This window comes from Streptomyces sp. CRCS-T-1 (assembly GCF_024442335.1).
Taxonomy (GTDB): domain Bacteria; phylum Actinomycetota; class Actinomycetes; order Streptomycetales; family Streptomycetaceae; genus Streptomyces; species Streptomyces koelreuteriae.
The window spans coordinates 7,268,148-7,282,618 of the sequence record NZ_CP101651.1 but is presented as its reverse complement, the minus strand read 5'-3'; the positions used below and the strand labels follow the sequence as shown (position 1 = coordinate 7,282,618).

Genomic DNA, 14,471 nt, shown 5'->3' with positions numbered 1-14,471 from the left:
CGTGCCGTCGTACGAGGATGGCGGCATGTCTGAGATCAAGAGCCCGCTGCCCCGTGAGGTCGCCGACGCCTACGTCGACGAGCTCATCGCCCTCGACCCGATCACCGGCACGTTCCTCGGCGTGAAGGAGAGTTCGAGCAGGCTGCCCGACACCTCGCCCGCGGGCCAGGAAGCCTCCGCGGAGCTGGCGCGCCGGACGCTGGCCCGGCTGGACGAGGCCGAGCGGCTGCCCGGCGCGGACAGTGAGATCGAACGCCGCTGCGGACGGCTGCTGCGCGAGCGGCTCGACGCCGAACTGGCCGTGCACGACGCCGAGGAGAGCCTGCGCTCCGTCAGCAACCTGAGCTCCGTCGCCCATGCGGTGCGCCAGGTGTTCACGGTGACACCGGCGCAGACGGAGGAGGACTGGACGGCGATCGCGGAGCGGCTGCGCGCGGTCCCGGCCGCGCTGGAGGGGTACCGGCAGTCCCTGGCGCTCGGCCTGGAGCGGAAGCTGTACGGCGGGCCCCGCGCCACGGCCACGTTCGTGGAGCAGCTCGGCGAGTGGGCCGACGCGGACGGCGAGGGGCAGGGCTGGTTCGAGCAGTTCGCGGCCGGGGGCCCACCGTCGCTGCGGTCCGAGCTGGACACCGCCGCCCGCTCGGCCACCGAGGCCGTGCTGCGGCTGCGCGACTGGATGCGGGACGTGTACGCGCCGGCGATCGAGGGGTCGCCGGACGTGGTGGGCCGGGAGCGGTACGCGCGCTGGGTGCGCTACTTCAACGGCACGGACCTCGACCTGGACGAGGCGTACGCCTACGGCTGGTCCGAGTACCACCGTCTCCTCGGCGAGATGAAGAAGGAGGCCGAGAAGATCCTGCCGGGCGCGGCCACGCCGTGGGTGGCGCTGGCGCACCTGGACGAGCACGGCACGCACATCGAGGGCGTCGACGAGGTACGCGACTGGCTCCAGTCCCTGATGGACGGGGCGATCGACGCGCTCGACGGCACCCACTTCGACCTGGCCGAGCGGGTGCGCCGGGTGGAGTCCCGCATCGCCCCTCCGGGCAGCGCCGCGGCCCCGTACTACACGGAACCCTCGGACGACTTCTCACGCCCGGGCTGCACCTGGCTGCCGACGATGGGCAAGACGCGCTTCCCGGTCTACGACCTGGTGTCGACCTGGTACCACGAGGGCGTCCCCGGCCACCACCTCCAGCTCGCCCAGTGGAAGCACGTGGCGCAGGACCTCTCCCGCTACCAGGCGAGCGTCGGCATGGTGAGCGCCAACGCCGAGGGCTGGGCCCTGTACGCGGAGCGGCTGATGGACGAACTGGGCTTCCTGACGGACCCGGAGCGCCGCCTCGGCTACCTGGACGCGCAGATGATGCGCGCCGTGCGCGTCATCATCGACATCGGCATGCACCTGGAGCTGACCATCCCGGACGACTCCCCCTTCCACCCCGGGGAGCGCTGGACGCCCGCGCTGGCCCAGGAGTTCTTCGGCTCGCACAGCAGCCGCCCCGCGGACTTCGTGGAGAGCGAGCTGACCCGCTACCTGTCCATGCCGGGCCAGGCCATCGGCTACAAGCTCGGCGAACGCGCCTGGCTCCTGGGCCGCGAAAACGCCCGCACCCGCCACGGCGCCGCCTTCGACCCGAAGTCCTGGCACATGGCCGCCCTCTCCCAGGGCTCCCTGGGCCTGGACGACCTGGTGGACGAACTGTCCAAGCTGTAACGCGGCCGACGCCAACAGTCCGCCTCATCCGTGGCCAGCCATGCGATGAGGCGGGCGGGCATCGGCCTCTCAGGGGCGCGGGGCTGTGCTGATATGCGGCTCCGCCGCGTGGGCGCGACCAGCCACAGACAACCCGCACACGCCAACGGCCGACACCCCCGGCTATCTGGGCGCCACCAACCGAAGCTGCACCAGCCCCAGCCACACCTCGGGCCCCGGCTGCACCCGAGCCGCCCGAACCGCATAACGCCCCGGCTCCAGAACAACCCGCACCCGGTCACTCCCCGAGGCCTCGCCTCCAGGCCAGGCCGCGTCGAACAGAAGCACCGGCCCAGGCACCTGCCAGGTGACCTCCGGTTCCCACTGCGCCGTCGCGACAGCGCCCGGCACGCTCGCCAGGAGCTCGCCCTCGGAGTTGCCCGCACACCAGCGCACGAACACACCCTGGTCGGGCAGATACGTGGTCGAGGCCGGTTCGTCGCCCAGTACCAGTGCCGTGCAGTCGCCGACCGGCAGCAGCCCGACGGGTCCGTCCACCTCACAGGCCCGGTCGTAGTCGGACGCGGTTTCCTCACCGTCCGCACCCGCCCAGAACGGCAGCACCGTCTCGGGCACCGCTATCAGCGGTCCGCCGCCCGACTCCACCCACTCCACCGTGCCCGGCTCCGCGTATCGCACCATGAGGCAAGAACCTACAATGCCAACTCGCGCCGCCGGGGCGGGGGTTAGGGCCTCCCCACAAATCCCCCTAAGTCCCGCGCTGCCGCAGCACCGATCCGGACCGGCCCTTGACGACCTCCAGCTGCGCGTGGATCCGCCGTCGCAGGTCGGCCACATGACTGACGATGCCGACGCTGCGGTCGCGTTCGCGCAGGGAGTCGAGGACGTCGAGGACCTCGTCGAGGGTCTGGTCGTCGAGGCTGCCGAAGCCCTCGTCGATGAAGAGGGTGTCCAGCCGTACACCGCCCGCCTCGTCCGTGACGACGTCCGCGAGGCCGAGGGCGAGGGCGAGGGAGGCGAAGAACGTCTCGCCGCCCGACAGGGTCGCCGTGTCCCGCTCGCGGCCGGTCCACGCGTCGACGACATGCAGTCCGAGTCCGCTGCGCCCGCGCCCGGTGCGGTCGTCGGAGTGGACGAGGGTGTAGCGGCCGGAGGACATGCGCCGCAGCCGTACGGTCGCGGCGGCGGCGACCTGTTCCAGCCGGGCCGCGAGGACGTACGACTCCAGGCGCATCCGGCGTTCGTTGTCCGCCGAGGTGCCGGCGGCGAGGCCGGCCATGCGGGCGACCCGGTCGTACTCCTCGCGCAGCGGCGCCAGTCGGCGTACCGAGGCGTTCGCCCGGGCGGACAGCCGGTCGAGTTCGGCGCAGCGCCGGGCGGCGGCGTCATGGGCGGAGGCGGCGTCGCGGGTCCGCCGGTCCGCGGCGGAGGCGGCCCGCTCCGCGCTCTCCGGGTCGGCGGGCCGCTGCCGGGCGGCGGCCGCGGTGTCGGCCTCGGCGAGAACGGCCCGGGCGGCGGCCTCCTCGGTCTGCCAGGCGTCAAGCCGCCGTTGCAGCTCGCGGTGGACGGCGTCGTCGAGAAGGGCGTCGGCCGCGGCCTGCGGGGTCTCGAAGCCTGCGCGGAAGGCGGCGTCGGCGAGCCGGGCGTCGGCGTCCTTGAGCCGCTGGGCGGTGTCCTCGGCGGCGCGGGCGGTGTCGGCGGCGTCCGTGAGCAGCGCGGTCCGCCGCTCCAGCTGCGCGGCCCGCGCGGCGACGCTGTCCAGGGCGCCCCGCGCCCGCTTCAGCTCCTCCTCAAGACCGGCCCGTTCCCGGTCCAGCCGCTCCCGGTGTCCGACCCGGGCGGCGGTCCGTACGGCGGCCTCCTGCCGGGCGGCGACGCGCCGTTCCTGCTCCTGCCCGGCCTGCCGCAGCCGCTCCCGCGCGGAGTGCAGTTCGGCGGCGCCTCGGCGGGCCTGCTCGTACTGCTCCTCCAACTCCTCTGCCTCGTCGAAGAGTTGCTCGGTGGGTGTGTCACCGGCCTCGGCGGTGGCCGCCGCCAGCGCCTCCCGTACGTCGCCCAGCCGCCGCTCGTCCGAGGCGCGCCGTTCGTCGGCGCTCTGGTAGGCGGCCAGGGCGTCTTCCTCGGCCTCGCGGTCGACGTGCCCGGCGTCCTTGCGGGCGGGGGCGGGGTGTTCGGTGGCACCGCAGACGGCGCAGGGCTCGCCGTCGGTGAGGTGCGCGGCCAGTTCGGCCGCGATACCGGTCAGGCGCTGTTCCTTGAGGTCGAGCCAGTGCTGTTTGGCGCGCAGCATCCGCTCCTGTGCGTCCCGGGCGCGGGTGATGGCCTCGTCGGTGTCCTGGGTGAGCCGGTCGCGCCGCCGAGCCGCGGCCAGCCGCTGCCGGGCGGGCTCGCGCCGTACGTCGAGCTGTTCGGCGAGTGAGGCGGCCTGCTGCGCGGAATCCACCCGGTTCTGGAGCCCGGTGCGGGTCTCCTCCCAGCCGTCGAGCCAGTCCTCCGCCTCGCGCAGCACGTCAGCGTCAGCCCGCTCCTGGCGGTCCAGGCCGGCGCGCTCGTCGAGGAGTTCGGCCAGCCGTCGCTCGGCGCGGCGGGCCGAGTCCAGTCCGCCCAGTTCCTCGGCGGCCCGGCGCGCGGCCGTGGCGAGTCCGGCCGCGCCCGCGTCGGCGAAGCTCTCGGGCAGCAGGGCACGCGCGCGTGCCTCGGCGTCGGCGGCCCGCCGGTGTTCGGCGTCGGCGGACTCCCGCAGATCCAGGGCGGGCGCGACCTTCTCGGCCTTGCGGGCCCGCTCCATGGTCGCCTGGGCCTCGCGGTACGCCTCGGCGCCCTGCTCCAGGCTCGCCGTCCGTTCCTGAGCGTCCGCGAACCGCTTCTGCAGCCGGGCGAGTTCGCGTACGTCGTCGAGGGCCCGGCCGGTGACGGCCTGCGCGGACTCGGCGGCGTAGAGCGTGCACTCGGTGACGGTGAGCTGTTCCCGTGCGGTGCTGCGGGCTACGGCGGCGGCCCTGAGCACGGCCTCGGCCAGCCCGGGTTCTCCGGGGTCCAGGTCCGGCAGCTCCATGGCGTCGCCCGCGGCCTGCTGCATCCGGTGGGCGTCGGCCAGCAGATCGGCGTCGCCGTCCCGCACCTGGGCCTCGGTGGCCCGGCGCCGCTCGGCGAGGCGTTTCTCGACGTCGGCGAAGCGCCGGGTGTCGAACAGGCGGCCGAGCAGTTTGCCGCGGGCCTCGGCGTCGGCGCGCAGGAACCGGGCGAAGTCGCCCTGCGGCAGCAGCACGACCTGGCAGAACTGCTCCCGGCTCATGCCGAGAAGCTGGGTGATCTCCTCGCCGATCTCCTGGTGGGAGCGGCTGAGGTCCTTCCAGGCGGCGGCTGTCGCGTCGTACTCGCGGAGCCAGGTCTGGGCCTTGTCGAGTGTCGTGCCGGTCCCGCGCTTCTTGGGGCGCTCCCAGGGCGGCTGGCGGGTGATCTCCAGCCGGCGTCCGGCGACGGTGAGTTCGAGGGCGACCTCGGTGCGGATCGCGGGCGCGGCGTGGTCGCTGCGCAGGGTCGCGCCCTGTCCGCTGCCCTGCCGGGCCCCGGGCACCGAGCCGTACAGGGCGTAGCACACGGCGTCGAGGACGGACGTCTTGCCCGCGCCGGTGGGTCCGTGCAGCAGGAACAGCCCGGCGGTGGACAGCTCGTCGAAGTCGACGCTCTGGGTGCCTCCGAAGGGGCCGAAGGCAGTGACCGTGAGCCGGTGGAGCCTCACCGGGCCACCTCCCCTACGGTCTCGTCGGCGCGGACCGCGTCGAACGCGTCCCGCAGCACGCCCTGTTCGTGGGCGTCGGGTCCGGCGCCGCGCACATGGGCGACGAAGTCCTCGGCGATCTGCTGGTCGCTGCGGCCGACGAGGCGCCGGGCGTACGACACGTCGGGGTCGTCCTCGGTGCGGTCGGGGTCGAAGACGAGGCTGAGCGTGTGCGGGAAGCGCTCGGTGAGCCGGGCCATCGGGTCGGCGGGGCGGACCGGGTCGGTGAGCGTCGCCTCGACCCAGGACTCCTCGTCGCCCGCGTACTCCGGGTCGGCGAGCAGGTCCTCCAGCGGGCCCCGGATCCGGGCGAGGGGGCGCGGCACGGGGCAGTCGACGCGCTCGGCCTCGACCGACCCGTCGGCGTCCAGCTCGATCAGCCACATGCTCTTGCGGTGCCGGGCCTCGGAGAAGGAGTAGGGCAGCGGCGACCCGGAGTAGCGGACGCGCTCGGTGAGGGTCTGGCAGCCGTGCAGATGCCCGAGGGCCACGTAGTCGACGCCGTCGAAGACACCGGCGGGTACGGCGGCGACACCACCGACGGTGATGTCCCGCTCGCTGTCACTGGGCTCGCCGCCGGTGACGAAGGCATGCGCGAGGACGACGGAGCGGGTGCCGGGGGCACGGGCGGCGAGGTCGGCGCGGACCCGGTCCATGGCGGCGGCGAGCACGGCCTCGTGCCCGGCCTTCGCCACGCCGAACTCGTCCTTCACCAGGGCCGGTTCGAGATACGGCAGGCCGTAGAAGGCCACGTCTCCATGGGCGTCGGCCAGCACCACCGGGGTGCCGGCCGCCGACGGCTCGGTCCGCAGATGGACGCCGGCCCGCCCGATCAGTCCCGCCCCGACGCCCAGTCGGCGGGCCGAGTCGTGGTTGCCGGAGATCATAACGGTCGGCACGCCGAGGTCGGCGAGCCGGTGCAGGGCGTCGTCGAACAGCTCGACCGCGGCGAGCGGCGGAACCGCCCGGTCGTACACGTCCCCCGACACGACCACCGCGTCCACGGCCCGCTCCCGCACGGTCGCGACGAGATGCCCGATGAACTCGGCCTGGGCATCGAGCATGTTCACCCGGTGGAACGACCGGCCGAGGTGCCAGTCGGATGTGTGCAGCAACCTCATGATCCCCCGAGACTAACCGCCGGGTCCGACGTCACGGGCGGTTACTCCCGTATCGACCCGTCATCGGCCGCTCCAGCCGCGCCTTTCCTGCCCGCTTGGTCCGGATCGTCAGATATCGCCGTACGCCTCCCCGCCCGTCTCGAAGCGGGCCGTGCCGGAGGTCACATCCGCGAGCCAGGCCCGGAAGGCGTCCACATCCGCGTCCGGGAGGGCGATCTCCATCGTGACGGCCTCGCCGTAGCGCACGTCCCGTACCTCACGGCCTGTGGTGCGCAGGTCGTTCTCCAGTCTGCCCGCCCGCTGGTGGTCGACGGTGACGGTGGCCAGGCGGAATCTGCGGCGGGTGCGGGTGCCGAGGGTGTCCAGCGCCTCGCCGACCGCTCCGCCGTACGCCCGGATGAGCCCGCCGGCGCCGAGTTTGACGCCGCCGAAGTAGCGGGTGACGACGGCGACGGCGTACCGCATGTCGCGGCGCAGCAGCATCTGGAGCATGGGGACGCCGGCGGTGCCGCCGGGTTCGCCGTCGTCGCTCGCCTTCTGGACCGAGGCGTCGGCGCCGATGACGTAGGCCCAGCAGTTGTGGTTGGCGCCGGGGTGCTCCTTGCGGACCGCGGCGATGAAGTCCTGGGCCTCCTGCTCGGTGGCCGCCGGGGCGAGGGCGCACAGGAAGCGGGAGCGGTTGACCTCGGTCTCGTGCACGCCGGCGCGGGCGACCGTGCGGTATTCGTCCTGCATCCGGCCAGCGTAGTCCCGTGGTGGAGAGCGTTCCGACGGGCCGGACGTCCGTCTGCGCATGCGCGAACGGGGGCCTGCGACGCCTCCGGTCAGCCGGATGGGCCGAGACCTCCGCTACGAGTGGGCCACGACCTCGCCGGCCGTGACCTGGGGCGGATGGGGCAGCAACTCGGCAAGGCGTTCCCGTACGAAGCCCCCCGCCCTTTCGGTCGACTCCTCGGCGCCGGCCCGGTCTTCGAAGACGCTGGTCGACACCATCACCCCGCCACCGGCGTCGACCCAGTAATAGGCCACGAAACCCCGGACCTCGCGGAGGAGCGGCACGAAACCCTCGTTCACCCGGCGTCCCGCCTCAGCCGGGTCGGTCACCCCTTCGTACCGCCGAATCACCGCGTGCATGGGTGGTCTCCTCATGGTCGCAAGGCCGCTTTCTCGCAGACGGCGTACCCGCTGCGGCTGTGGCGCCCAGCACCAGCCCGGCGCACATCACCGGAATGGCCCCATGCCTGTGCGTGCTCCTCGGCTACTTCTCCTTCCGGCCCCTGGGCACGATGACGGACATGAGCAGGGCCGTGCCGGGAGTGAGGGACCGCCAGGTCGTGCCGTGCCAGGACAGGACGGCGATCGCCGAGGTGGGGAATTTCGTACGGACCCGCTCCAGGGTGTCGTCGAGGCCGTCGGCGGCGAGTGCCAGGACCAGTTCCTCCAGGCCGGGGTTGTGCCCGATCAGCAGCAGGGTCTCCACCTCGGCGGGCACCTCGTGCACGACGGCCAGCAGGCCGGAGGGGCCCGCGGCGTACAGCCGCCGGTCGTGGCGGACCGGCGGGGGCGTGCCCCACTGGTCGGCTGCCAGGTCCCAGGTCCGGCGGGCGCGTACGGCCGTCGAGCACAGCGCGAGATCCGGCAGGCAGTCGGTCTCGGCGAGGGCGCGCCCGGCCGCGGGGGCGTCCCGGCGGCCGCGCGGGGCGAGGGGGCGTTCGTGGTCGGCGACGTCCACGGGCCAGGCGGACTTGGCGTGCCGCAGGACGACCAGGCGGCGCAGTGGGCCGGTTCCGGCGCGCTCGATCATGAGGGTGATCCCAGGTCGCGGGTGAGGTCGAGGCCGAGGAGCCGGTCGGCGTACGCGTACGTCTCGAAGCGCGCGCCGTCGGGCAGCTCCGGGTCGGTCTCGACACCGTGCAGGACGTCCAGTACCCGGGGCACGTCCAGGTCATCCTCCCAGGCGTCGCGCAACCGCCCGCGCACCTCGTCGGGGACGGGCCGCGAGGGCCGCCGGGCCCAGTCGGCGACCGCGCCGCGCCAGCGGGCGAGGGTGCCCCGGGCCTCGTCGAACGCGGCCGTCTCCAGCCGGGCGGGGGCGCTGTGGTGCCGGGCGAGCAGGGCGAGGCGCAAGACACCGGGGTCGATGCCCTCCCGCGCGCCCGGGTCCTCGGGATGCGCGGGGGCGACATCGATCCGCACCCCGTCGATCGCCGCTCCGCCCTCGACGGCCACATGGACGGCCTGGGTCTCGCCCAGACCGGCGCTCACGTCGGGGCTGTCCTCGAACGGCCGGACGCCGAGGGCGGTGGCCTGCGCCCTCAGCTCGGCCTGCTGTTCTCCCCCGGTCAGCAGCGCCCACACCGGGGTGCCGCCGATTTCCAGGGCCCGGACGAGCAGGTCGGCGACGAGCAGCACGCGCAGGTTCGTGGTGTCGGAGCCGGGCGCGTGCACCTCGACACGGGTCAGGCCCCGGCGGGCCGGGGCGGCGTCGACCGGTTCGCCGGTACGGGCGTCGATGATGCGCAGCACGAGGCGAGCGTAGGCGGGTGGAGGGGCGCACGCGGGCAGGTTCGGCGTTTCCCGGTCACCGTGGCGGGAAACGCCCCTCCCCTGGCGTGCCCGCCACCCGGGCGTGGAGGTCTCAGGCCAGCGTGCCCAGGAAGCGCACGTGCGGCCGCTGTTCGGGCCCTTCTCGGGTGACGGCGGCCCGCACCCCGTACACCTGGGCGATGAGCTCTTCGGTGAGGACGTCCCCCGGAGCGCCGCCCGCCACGACCGTCCCGCCGCGCAGGACGACGACCCGGTCGCAGTACATCGCCGCGAGGTTGAGGTCGTGCAGCGCGACGACGGTGGTGACCGGCAGGCCGGTGACCAGGGCGAGCAGGTCGAGCTGGTGGTGGATGTCGAGGTGGTTGGTGGGCTCGTCCAGGAGGAGCTCGCGGGGTTCCTGCGCGAGCGCGCGGGCGATCTGCACCCGCTGGCGTTCGCCGCCGGAGAGGGTGTGCCAGGGCTGGCCGGCCCGGGCGGCGAGGCCGGTGCGCTCCAGGGCGGCGTGGATCGCCCGCTCGTCGTCCGCCGAGGCGGGTGTCCAGGCCCGGCGGTGCGGGACCCGGCCCAGCCGTACGACGTCCAGAACCGTCAGCTCGACCTGGGTGTCGGCCTGTTGCTCGACCATGGCGAGGCGGCGGGCGACGGTACGGCGGGGCAGGTCGCCCAGCGGCGTGCCGCCGAGGGTGACGACTCCGGCGGTCGGCGTGAGCAGCCCGGCCAGTAGCCGCAGCAGCGTGGACTTGCCGGAGCCGTTGGGGCCGAGGACGCCGACGGTGGAGCCGGGTTCGGGCGCGAGGGCCACGCCGTCGAGGATGAGGCGCCCGTCGGTACGGCGGCTGACCCGGTCGGCCCGCAGCCCGGCGTCCGCCGGTGCGTGGGTCTCACCGGCCTGTGTCTCGGTCATCGCACCCTCCGCGTCCGGTAGAGCACCGCCACGAACGCCGGCACCCCGATCAGCGAGGTCACGACCCCCACCGGTACCTCCTGCGGATCCAGGACCGTACGGGCCAGGGTGTCGACCCAGACCAGGAACACCGCACCGGCGAGGGCAGTGACCGGCAGCAGCCGGGCGTGCCCGGGTCCGGCCAGCGCCCGGGCGGCGTGCGGCAGGACGAGCCCCACGAAGCCGATCGCCCCGGCGGAGCTGACCAGCGCGGCCGTGAGCAGGGCGGTGACGCACAGCAGCACCAGGCGGGTGCGGGCCACGGACACCCCGAGCGCGGCGGCCGCGTCCTGTCCGAAGGCGAAGGCGTCGAGGGTACGGGCGTACGACAGGCACACCACCAGTGCCACGGCCAGGACGGCGAAGCACAGCCACACATCGGTCCAGCCGGCCCCGCCGAGCGAGCCGAGGAGCCAGAACAGCACGCCCCGGGTCGTCTCGGCGTCGGCGGCGGTCAGCACGACGAAGGAGGTGAGCGCGGAGAAGAGCTGCATGGCGGCGACGCCCGCGAGGACGACCCGGTCGGTGGTGTCGCCGAGGGTGTGGCTGAGCAGCAGGACCAGCGCGAAGGAGACCAGGGCGCCGAGGAACGCGCCCGCGGACACCGAGACGACACCGCCGCCCACGCCCAGGACGACGATGACGACCGCGCCGGTGGAGGCGCCGGAGGACACCCCGAGCACGAACGGGTCGGCGAGCGGGTTGCGCAGCAGCGACTGCATCACCGCTCCGCACACGGCGAGTCCCGCCCCGCACACGGCCGCGAGCAGGGTGCGCGGCAGCCGCAGCTGCCAGACGATCCCGTCCCGGATCGGCGTCAGGTCGGAGCTGCCGATCCCGAGGTGGGAGGCGACGACGGACCACACGTCCCCGACCCGGATGTCGGCCGGTCCGATGGTGATCGCCAGGGCCACGGAGACCACCAGCAGCAGGGCGCCCCCGACACCGAGCGCCGGTCCGCGGAGGGTCACTTCACGAGCCCGAACTCACGCAGTCCTGCCGCGACCTTCTCCACGCCCTCGACCGTGCGGATGGTCGGGTTCATGGCCTGCCCGCTGAGCAGCACGTACCGCTTGTTCTTGACGGCGTCCATGTTCTTGGTGGCCGGGTTGGACTCCAGGAAGGCGATCTTGCGCTTCGCCGACTCGGCGGTCTCCGAGTTGCGGGTCAGATCGCCGATGACGAGGACGTCGGGGTTGCGGTCGGCGACCGTCTCCCAGTTGATCTGCGGCCACTCCTCGTGCGTGTCGTCGAAGACGTTCTTCGCGCCGAGGGCGCGGGTCATGATGCCGGGCGCTCCGCAGCAGCCGGCCAGGTAGGGCGACTCGGAGTTGGCGAACCAGTACATGAGGGAGACGTCGGAGGCGTCGACGCCCTGGGTGGCCTTCTTCATCCGCTGCTGGAGGGAGGCCACGAGCTTGTCGCCGCGGTCCTTCACGCCGAACACGGTGGCGAGGTCCCGCACCTCGCCGTAGACGGCGTCGATGCCCAGCGGCTTGTCGCGCTTGCCGTCGCCGCCGCCCGAGTTGTCCTTGCCGGCGCAGTCGGACGGGGAGACGTAGGTGGGCACGCCGAGCTTCTCGAACTGCTCGCGGGTGGCGACGCCGCCCTTGCCGAGGGTGGAGACGAAGGACGCGGCGACGAAGTCGGGCTCGGAGTCCAGGACGCGCTCGAAGGAGGGGTTGTTCTCGGCGATGCGCGGGACCTTGGCGTTGGCCTTCTCCAGTCCCTTCATCACGGGGTCGGTCCAGGTGGCCGTGCCGGCTATTCGGTCGGCGAGGCCGAGGGAGAGCAGGATCTCGGTGGTGCCCTGGTTGAGGGAGACGGCGTGCCGGGGCGCCTTGTCGACGCGGACCTTCCGGCCGCAGTTGTCGAGGGTGGCGGAGGCCTTGGCCTTGTCGGGGGACTCGGAGCCTGCGCAGCCGGTCACGATCAGGGAGCAGGCCGCGAGCAGGACGGCGGCGCGGGCGGGTCGGGCGAGGGGCAAGGAAACCAGTCCTCAGACGTCGAGGGCCCGATCGCGGAGCCCGGTCGTACGGTGCTCCCCCACCGCCGGCCGGCCGCGGGGGCCGCCAGCAGGTCTTCGGACTCGGGTTCACCCGGTGCGGGGCGCCTTCCCGTACGACATACGAGCCGTTCAGTGGCCGAGGCCCCGCCCGTCCCCCTCACCGCTGCGCGTCAGTTCCGGATTCGCACCGGATTCCCTGACCCACGTACATGGGTTCGACTGGCCTCGGCAAGCTATCACGGAGGATCCGGGGGAATCACAGCGCACCCTGCGTCGTTGCCGGGACAGCAGCTCTTCCGCGACTCCCTAGGAGGCCGCCGGTGTACGGCGACGACGCAACGCTCCGCAGGATCCTCACCGAGCTCGGCGACACCTGGGCCGTGGTGGGCCTGTCGTCGAACCGGCAGCGCGCGGCGTACGGCGTAGCAGCCGTGCTCCAGCGCTACGGCAAGCGCGTCGTGCCCGTACACCCCAAGGCGGAGACCGTGCACGGCGAGCGGGGGTACGCGAGTCTGGCGGACATCCCCTTCGACGTGGACGTGGTGGACGTGTTCGTGAACAGCGACCTCGCCGGGGCGGTCGCGGACGAGGCGGTCGCGAAGGGCGCCGCGGCGGTGTGGTTCCAGCTCGATGTCATCGACGAGGCGGCGTACGACCGCACCCGGGCCGCAGGCCTGGAGATGGTGATGGACCGCTGCCCGGCGATCGAGATACCCCGGCTCGGGCCTTCATAATTGAGCGCATGATCCACGCCTCCTCCCCTGCCGACTCCGATGCCCCGCAACACTTCCCCGTCGTCGTCGTGGGCGCCGGTCCCGCCGGGCTGACGATCGGCAACATCCTGCGGGCCGCCTCCGTGGACTGTCTGGTACTGGAGACCGAGACCCGGGAGTTCATCGAACAGCGGCCACGGGCCGGTGTCATCGAGGAGTGGGCCGTACGGGGCCTGGAGAAGCGGGGCCTCGCCCGGAACCTGCTGGACCGCGCCGAGCTGCACACCTCGTGCGAATTCCGCTTCGACGGAGAGCGGTACCGGTTCCACTACGGCGAGATGACGGGCAGTCATCACTTCGTCTACCCGCAGCCGTTGCTGGTGACGGACCTGGTGCGCGAGTACGCCGACGTGCGCGGCGGGGAGATCCGCTTCGGGGTCCGGGACGTCGAGGTGCAGGACATCGACACCGACCGGCCGTCCGTGTCGTACACCTGCCCGGAGACGGGTGAACAGCGGGTCGTGCACTGCGACTTCGTGGCCGGCTGCGACGGGGCGCGCGGAGTGACGCGGGCCTCCTTGCCGCCGGAGCGGGTCCGGATCGCGCGGCACGACTACGGCATCGGCTGGCTGGCGCTGCTCGCCGAGGCCCCGCCGTCCGCCGACTGCGTACTGTTCGGCTGTCACGGACACGGCTTCGCGGGCCAGATGCCCCGCAGCCCGGAGGTGACCCGCTACTACCTCCAGTGCCCGCCGGGCGACGACCCGGAGAACTGGCCGCACGAGCGTGTCTGGGCGGAGCTGCGGCAGCGCCTCGGGGCGGCCGGTGTGCCGCCGCTGACGGAGGGGCGGCTGATCGAGAAGCGCGTCCTGGACATGCACGACTACGTGGTCGAGCCGATGGTGCACGGCCGGCTGTACCTCGCCGGCGACGCGGCCCATCTGGTCGCCCCCATCGCCGCCAAGGGCATGAACCTCGCGTTGCACGACGCCTTCCTGCTCGGCGACGCCCTGGTGGACCGCCTGACCGACGGGGACGACAGCGGCCTCGGCGGCTACGCGGAGGCCTGCCTGCGGCGGGTGTGGGACTACCAGGAGTTCTCACAGTGGCTGGCCGAGGTGTTCCACGGGGCGGCGTCGGGCGACCCGTACCGCGCGGGGACCTCGATCGCACGGCTGCGCCGCCTGTTCTCGTCGCCCGTGGCGGCCGCCGCCTTCGCCGAGCGGTACCTGGGGACGGCCGAGCGGTACTGACTCAGTCGTGCGGGGGGCGGTCGCTGAGACGGTGGTCGGCCACGTTCAGCGCCTCGTCCACGAGCCGGCGCAAGTGGCCGTCGCGGAGTGAGTAGATCACCCGGCGGCCCTCCTTGCGGGTGTCCACCAGGCCCGCGAGACGCAGCCGCGCCAGGTGCTGGCTGACGGCGGGCCGGGCCGCCCCGCACTCCTCCGTCAGGGTCGTGACATCGGCCTCTCCCCCGGTCAGTGCGTGCAGCAGGGCGAGCCGGGTCCGGTCCCCCAGGAGGGCGAGGAGTTCGGCGGCGAGCGCGAACTGTTCCTCGCCGGGGCTGCGCGGATGCGCATCGTGCGCAGGTGACAGGTGCATGCGTGCGCTCATACGCACATAATGGCCCCGTGGGCGTGT

Annotated in this window: 14 protein-coding genes and 1 riboswitch; of the genes, 3 read left to right on the top strand and 11 right to left on the bottom strand. The window is 73.4% G+C overall.

Features of this window, described 5'->3' with window-relative positions:
• Positions 1 to 25: 25 nt before the first annotated feature.
• Positions 26 to 1,717, top strand: a complete 1,692-nt coding sequence (locus NNW99_RS33030) for a DUF885 domain-containing protein (protein WP_215122805.1) — start codon at positions 26 to 28, stop codon at positions 1,715 to 1,717.
• A gap of 162 nt (positions 1,718 to 1,879) precedes the next feature.
• Here NNW99_RS33030 and NNW99_RS33025 read toward each other — a convergent pair whose 3' ends face one another.
• The 10 genes from NNW99_RS33025 to NNW99_RS32980 all read right to left on the bottom strand — a co-directional run bounded on the left by NNW99_RS33025 (position 1,880) and on the right by NNW99_RS32980 (position 12,096).
• On the bottom strand, positions 1,880 to 2,398 hold the full coding sequence (locus NNW99_RS33025) for an immunity 21 family protein (RefSeq protein WP_215122804.1): 519 nt from the start codon (positions 2,396 to 2,398) through the stop codon (positions 1,880 to 1,882).
• 67 nt (positions 2,399 to 2,465) lie between these two features.
• On the bottom strand, positions 2,466 to 5,459 hold the full coding sequence (locus tag NNW99_RS33020) for an AAA family ATPase (protein ID WP_215122803.1): 2,994 nt from the start codon (positions 5,457 to 5,459) through the stop codon (positions 2,466 to 2,468).
• On the bottom strand, positions 5,456 to 6,619 hold the full coding sequence (locus NNW99_RS33015; RefSeq protein WP_215122802.1) for an exonuclease SbcCD subunit D: 1,164 nt from the start codon (positions 6,617 to 6,619) through the stop codon (positions 5,456 to 5,458). Before NNW99_RS33015 ends, NNW99_RS33020 begins: the two co-directional genes overlap by 4 nt.
• Before the next feature lie 108 nt (positions 6,620 to 6,727).
• Entirely contained in the window at positions 6,728 to 7,354 is a 627-nt protein-coding gene (locus NNW99_RS33010; protein WP_215122801.1) for a YigZ family protein, read from the bottom strand.
• A gap of 114 nt (positions 7,355 to 7,468) precedes the next feature.
• A complete protein-coding gene (locus tag NNW99_RS33005; RefSeq protein ID WP_215122800.1) occupies positions 7,469 to 7,753 on the bottom strand; it encodes a hypothetical protein in 285 nt (94 codons plus the stop codon).
• 124 nt (positions 7,754 to 7,877) lie between these two features.
• On the bottom strand, positions 7,878 to 8,423 hold the full coding sequence (locus NNW99_RS33000) for a histidine phosphatase family protein (RefSeq protein ID WP_215122799.1): 546 nt from the start codon (positions 8,421 to 8,423) through the stop codon (positions 7,878 to 7,880).
• Positions 8,420 to 9,145: a hypothetical protein gene (locus tag NNW99_RS32995; protein WP_251057991.1), complete on the bottom strand. Its 726-nt coding sequence runs from the start codon at positions 9,143 to 9,145 to the stop codon at positions 8,420 to 8,422. The genes NNW99_RS33000 and NNW99_RS32995 overlap by 4 nt, the downstream gene beginning before the upstream one ends.
• Positions 9,146 to 9,257: 112 nt before the next feature.
• Positions 9,258 to 10,070, bottom strand: coding sequence for an ABC transporter ATP-binding protein (locus NNW99_RS32990; protein ID WP_215122798.1), 813 nt, complete (start codon positions 10,068 to 10,070; stop codon positions 9,258 to 9,260).
• Positions 10,067 to 11,080, bottom strand: coding sequence for an iron ABC transporter permease (locus NNW99_RS32985; RefSeq protein ID WP_215122797.1), 1,014 nt, complete (start codon positions 11,078 to 11,080; stop codon positions 10,067 to 10,069). Before NNW99_RS32985 ends, NNW99_RS32990 begins: the two co-directional genes overlap by 4 nt.
• Positions 11,077 to 12,096 carry an ABC transporter substrate-binding protein gene (locus tag NNW99_RS32980; protein ID WP_215122796.1) on the bottom strand — a complete coding sequence of 340 codons (1,020 nt, stop codon included), beginning with the start codon at positions 12,094 to 12,096 and terminating at the stop codon, positions 11,077 to 11,079. The genes NNW99_RS32985 and NNW99_RS32980 overlap by 4 nt, the downstream gene beginning before the upstream one ends.
• 69 nt (positions 12,097 to 12,165) lie before the next feature.
• Positions 12,166 to 12,356, bottom strand: a riboswitch (cobalamin riboswitch).
• Positions 12,357 to 12,437: 81 nt separating this feature from the next.
• Between NNW99_RS32980 and NNW99_RS32975 the strand changes: the two genes are divergently transcribed.
• On the top strand, positions 12,438 to 12,851 hold the full coding sequence (locus tag NNW99_RS32975; RefSeq protein ID WP_215122795.1) for a CoA-binding protein: 414 nt from the start codon (positions 12,438 to 12,440) through the stop codon (positions 12,849 to 12,851).
• 8 nt (positions 12,852 to 12,859) lie between these two features.
• A complete protein-coding gene (locus tag NNW99_RS32970; RefSeq protein ID WP_215122794.1) occupies positions 12,860 to 14,083 on the top strand; it encodes a 4-hydroxybenzoate 3-monooxygenase in 1,224 nt (407 codons plus the stop codon).
• 1 nt (position 14,084) lies between these two features.
• Here the strand turns inward: NNW99_RS32970 and NNW99_RS32965 are convergent, their stop codons facing one another.
• On the bottom strand, positions 14,085 to 14,444 hold the full coding sequence (locus NNW99_RS32965) for a metalloregulator ArsR/SmtB family transcription factor (protein WP_215122793.1): 360 nt from the start codon (positions 14,442 to 14,444) through the stop codon (positions 14,085 to 14,087).
• Between the last annotated feature and the right edge of the window lie 27 nt (positions 14,445 to 14,471).

Excerpts from the sequence above, each read along its gene's own strand:
- NNW99_RS33030 (WP_215122805.1), top strand. The coding sequence starts at position 26 with ATGTCTGAGATCAAGAGCCCGCTGCCCCGTGAGGTCGCCGACGCCTAC.
- NNW99_RS33025 (WP_215122804.1), bottom strand. The coding sequence starts at position 2,398 with ATGGTGCGATACGCGGAGCCGGGCACGGTGGAGTGGGTGGAGTCGGGC.
- NNW99_RS33015 (WP_215122802.1), bottom strand. The coding sequence starts at position 6,619 with ATGAGGTTGCTGCACACATCCGACTGGCACCTCGGCCGGTCGTTCCAC.
- NNW99_RS33010 (WP_215122801.1), bottom strand. The coding sequence starts at position 7,354 with ATGCAGGACGAATACCGCACGGTCGCCCGCGCCGGCGTGCACGAGACC.
- NNW99_RS33005 (WP_215122800.1), bottom strand. The coding sequence starts at position 7,753 with ATGCACGCGGTGATTCGGCGGTACGAAGGGGTGACCGACCCGGCTGAG.
- NNW99_RS33000 (WP_215122799.1), bottom strand. The coding sequence starts at position 8,423 with ATGATCGAGCGCGCCGGAACCGGCCCACTGCGCCGCCTGGTCGTCCTG.
- NNW99_RS32990 (WP_215122798.1), bottom strand. The coding sequence starts at position 10,070 with ATGACCGAGACACAGGCCGGTGAGACCCACGCACCGGCGGACGCCGGG.
- NNW99_RS32970 (WP_215122794.1), top strand. The coding sequence starts at position 12,860 with ATGATCCACGCCTCCTCCCCTGCCGACTCCGATGCCCCGCAACACTTC.
- NNW99_RS32965 (WP_215122793.1), bottom strand. The coding sequence starts at position 14,444 with ATGAGCGCACGCATGCACCTGTCACCTGCGCACGATGCGCATCCGCGC.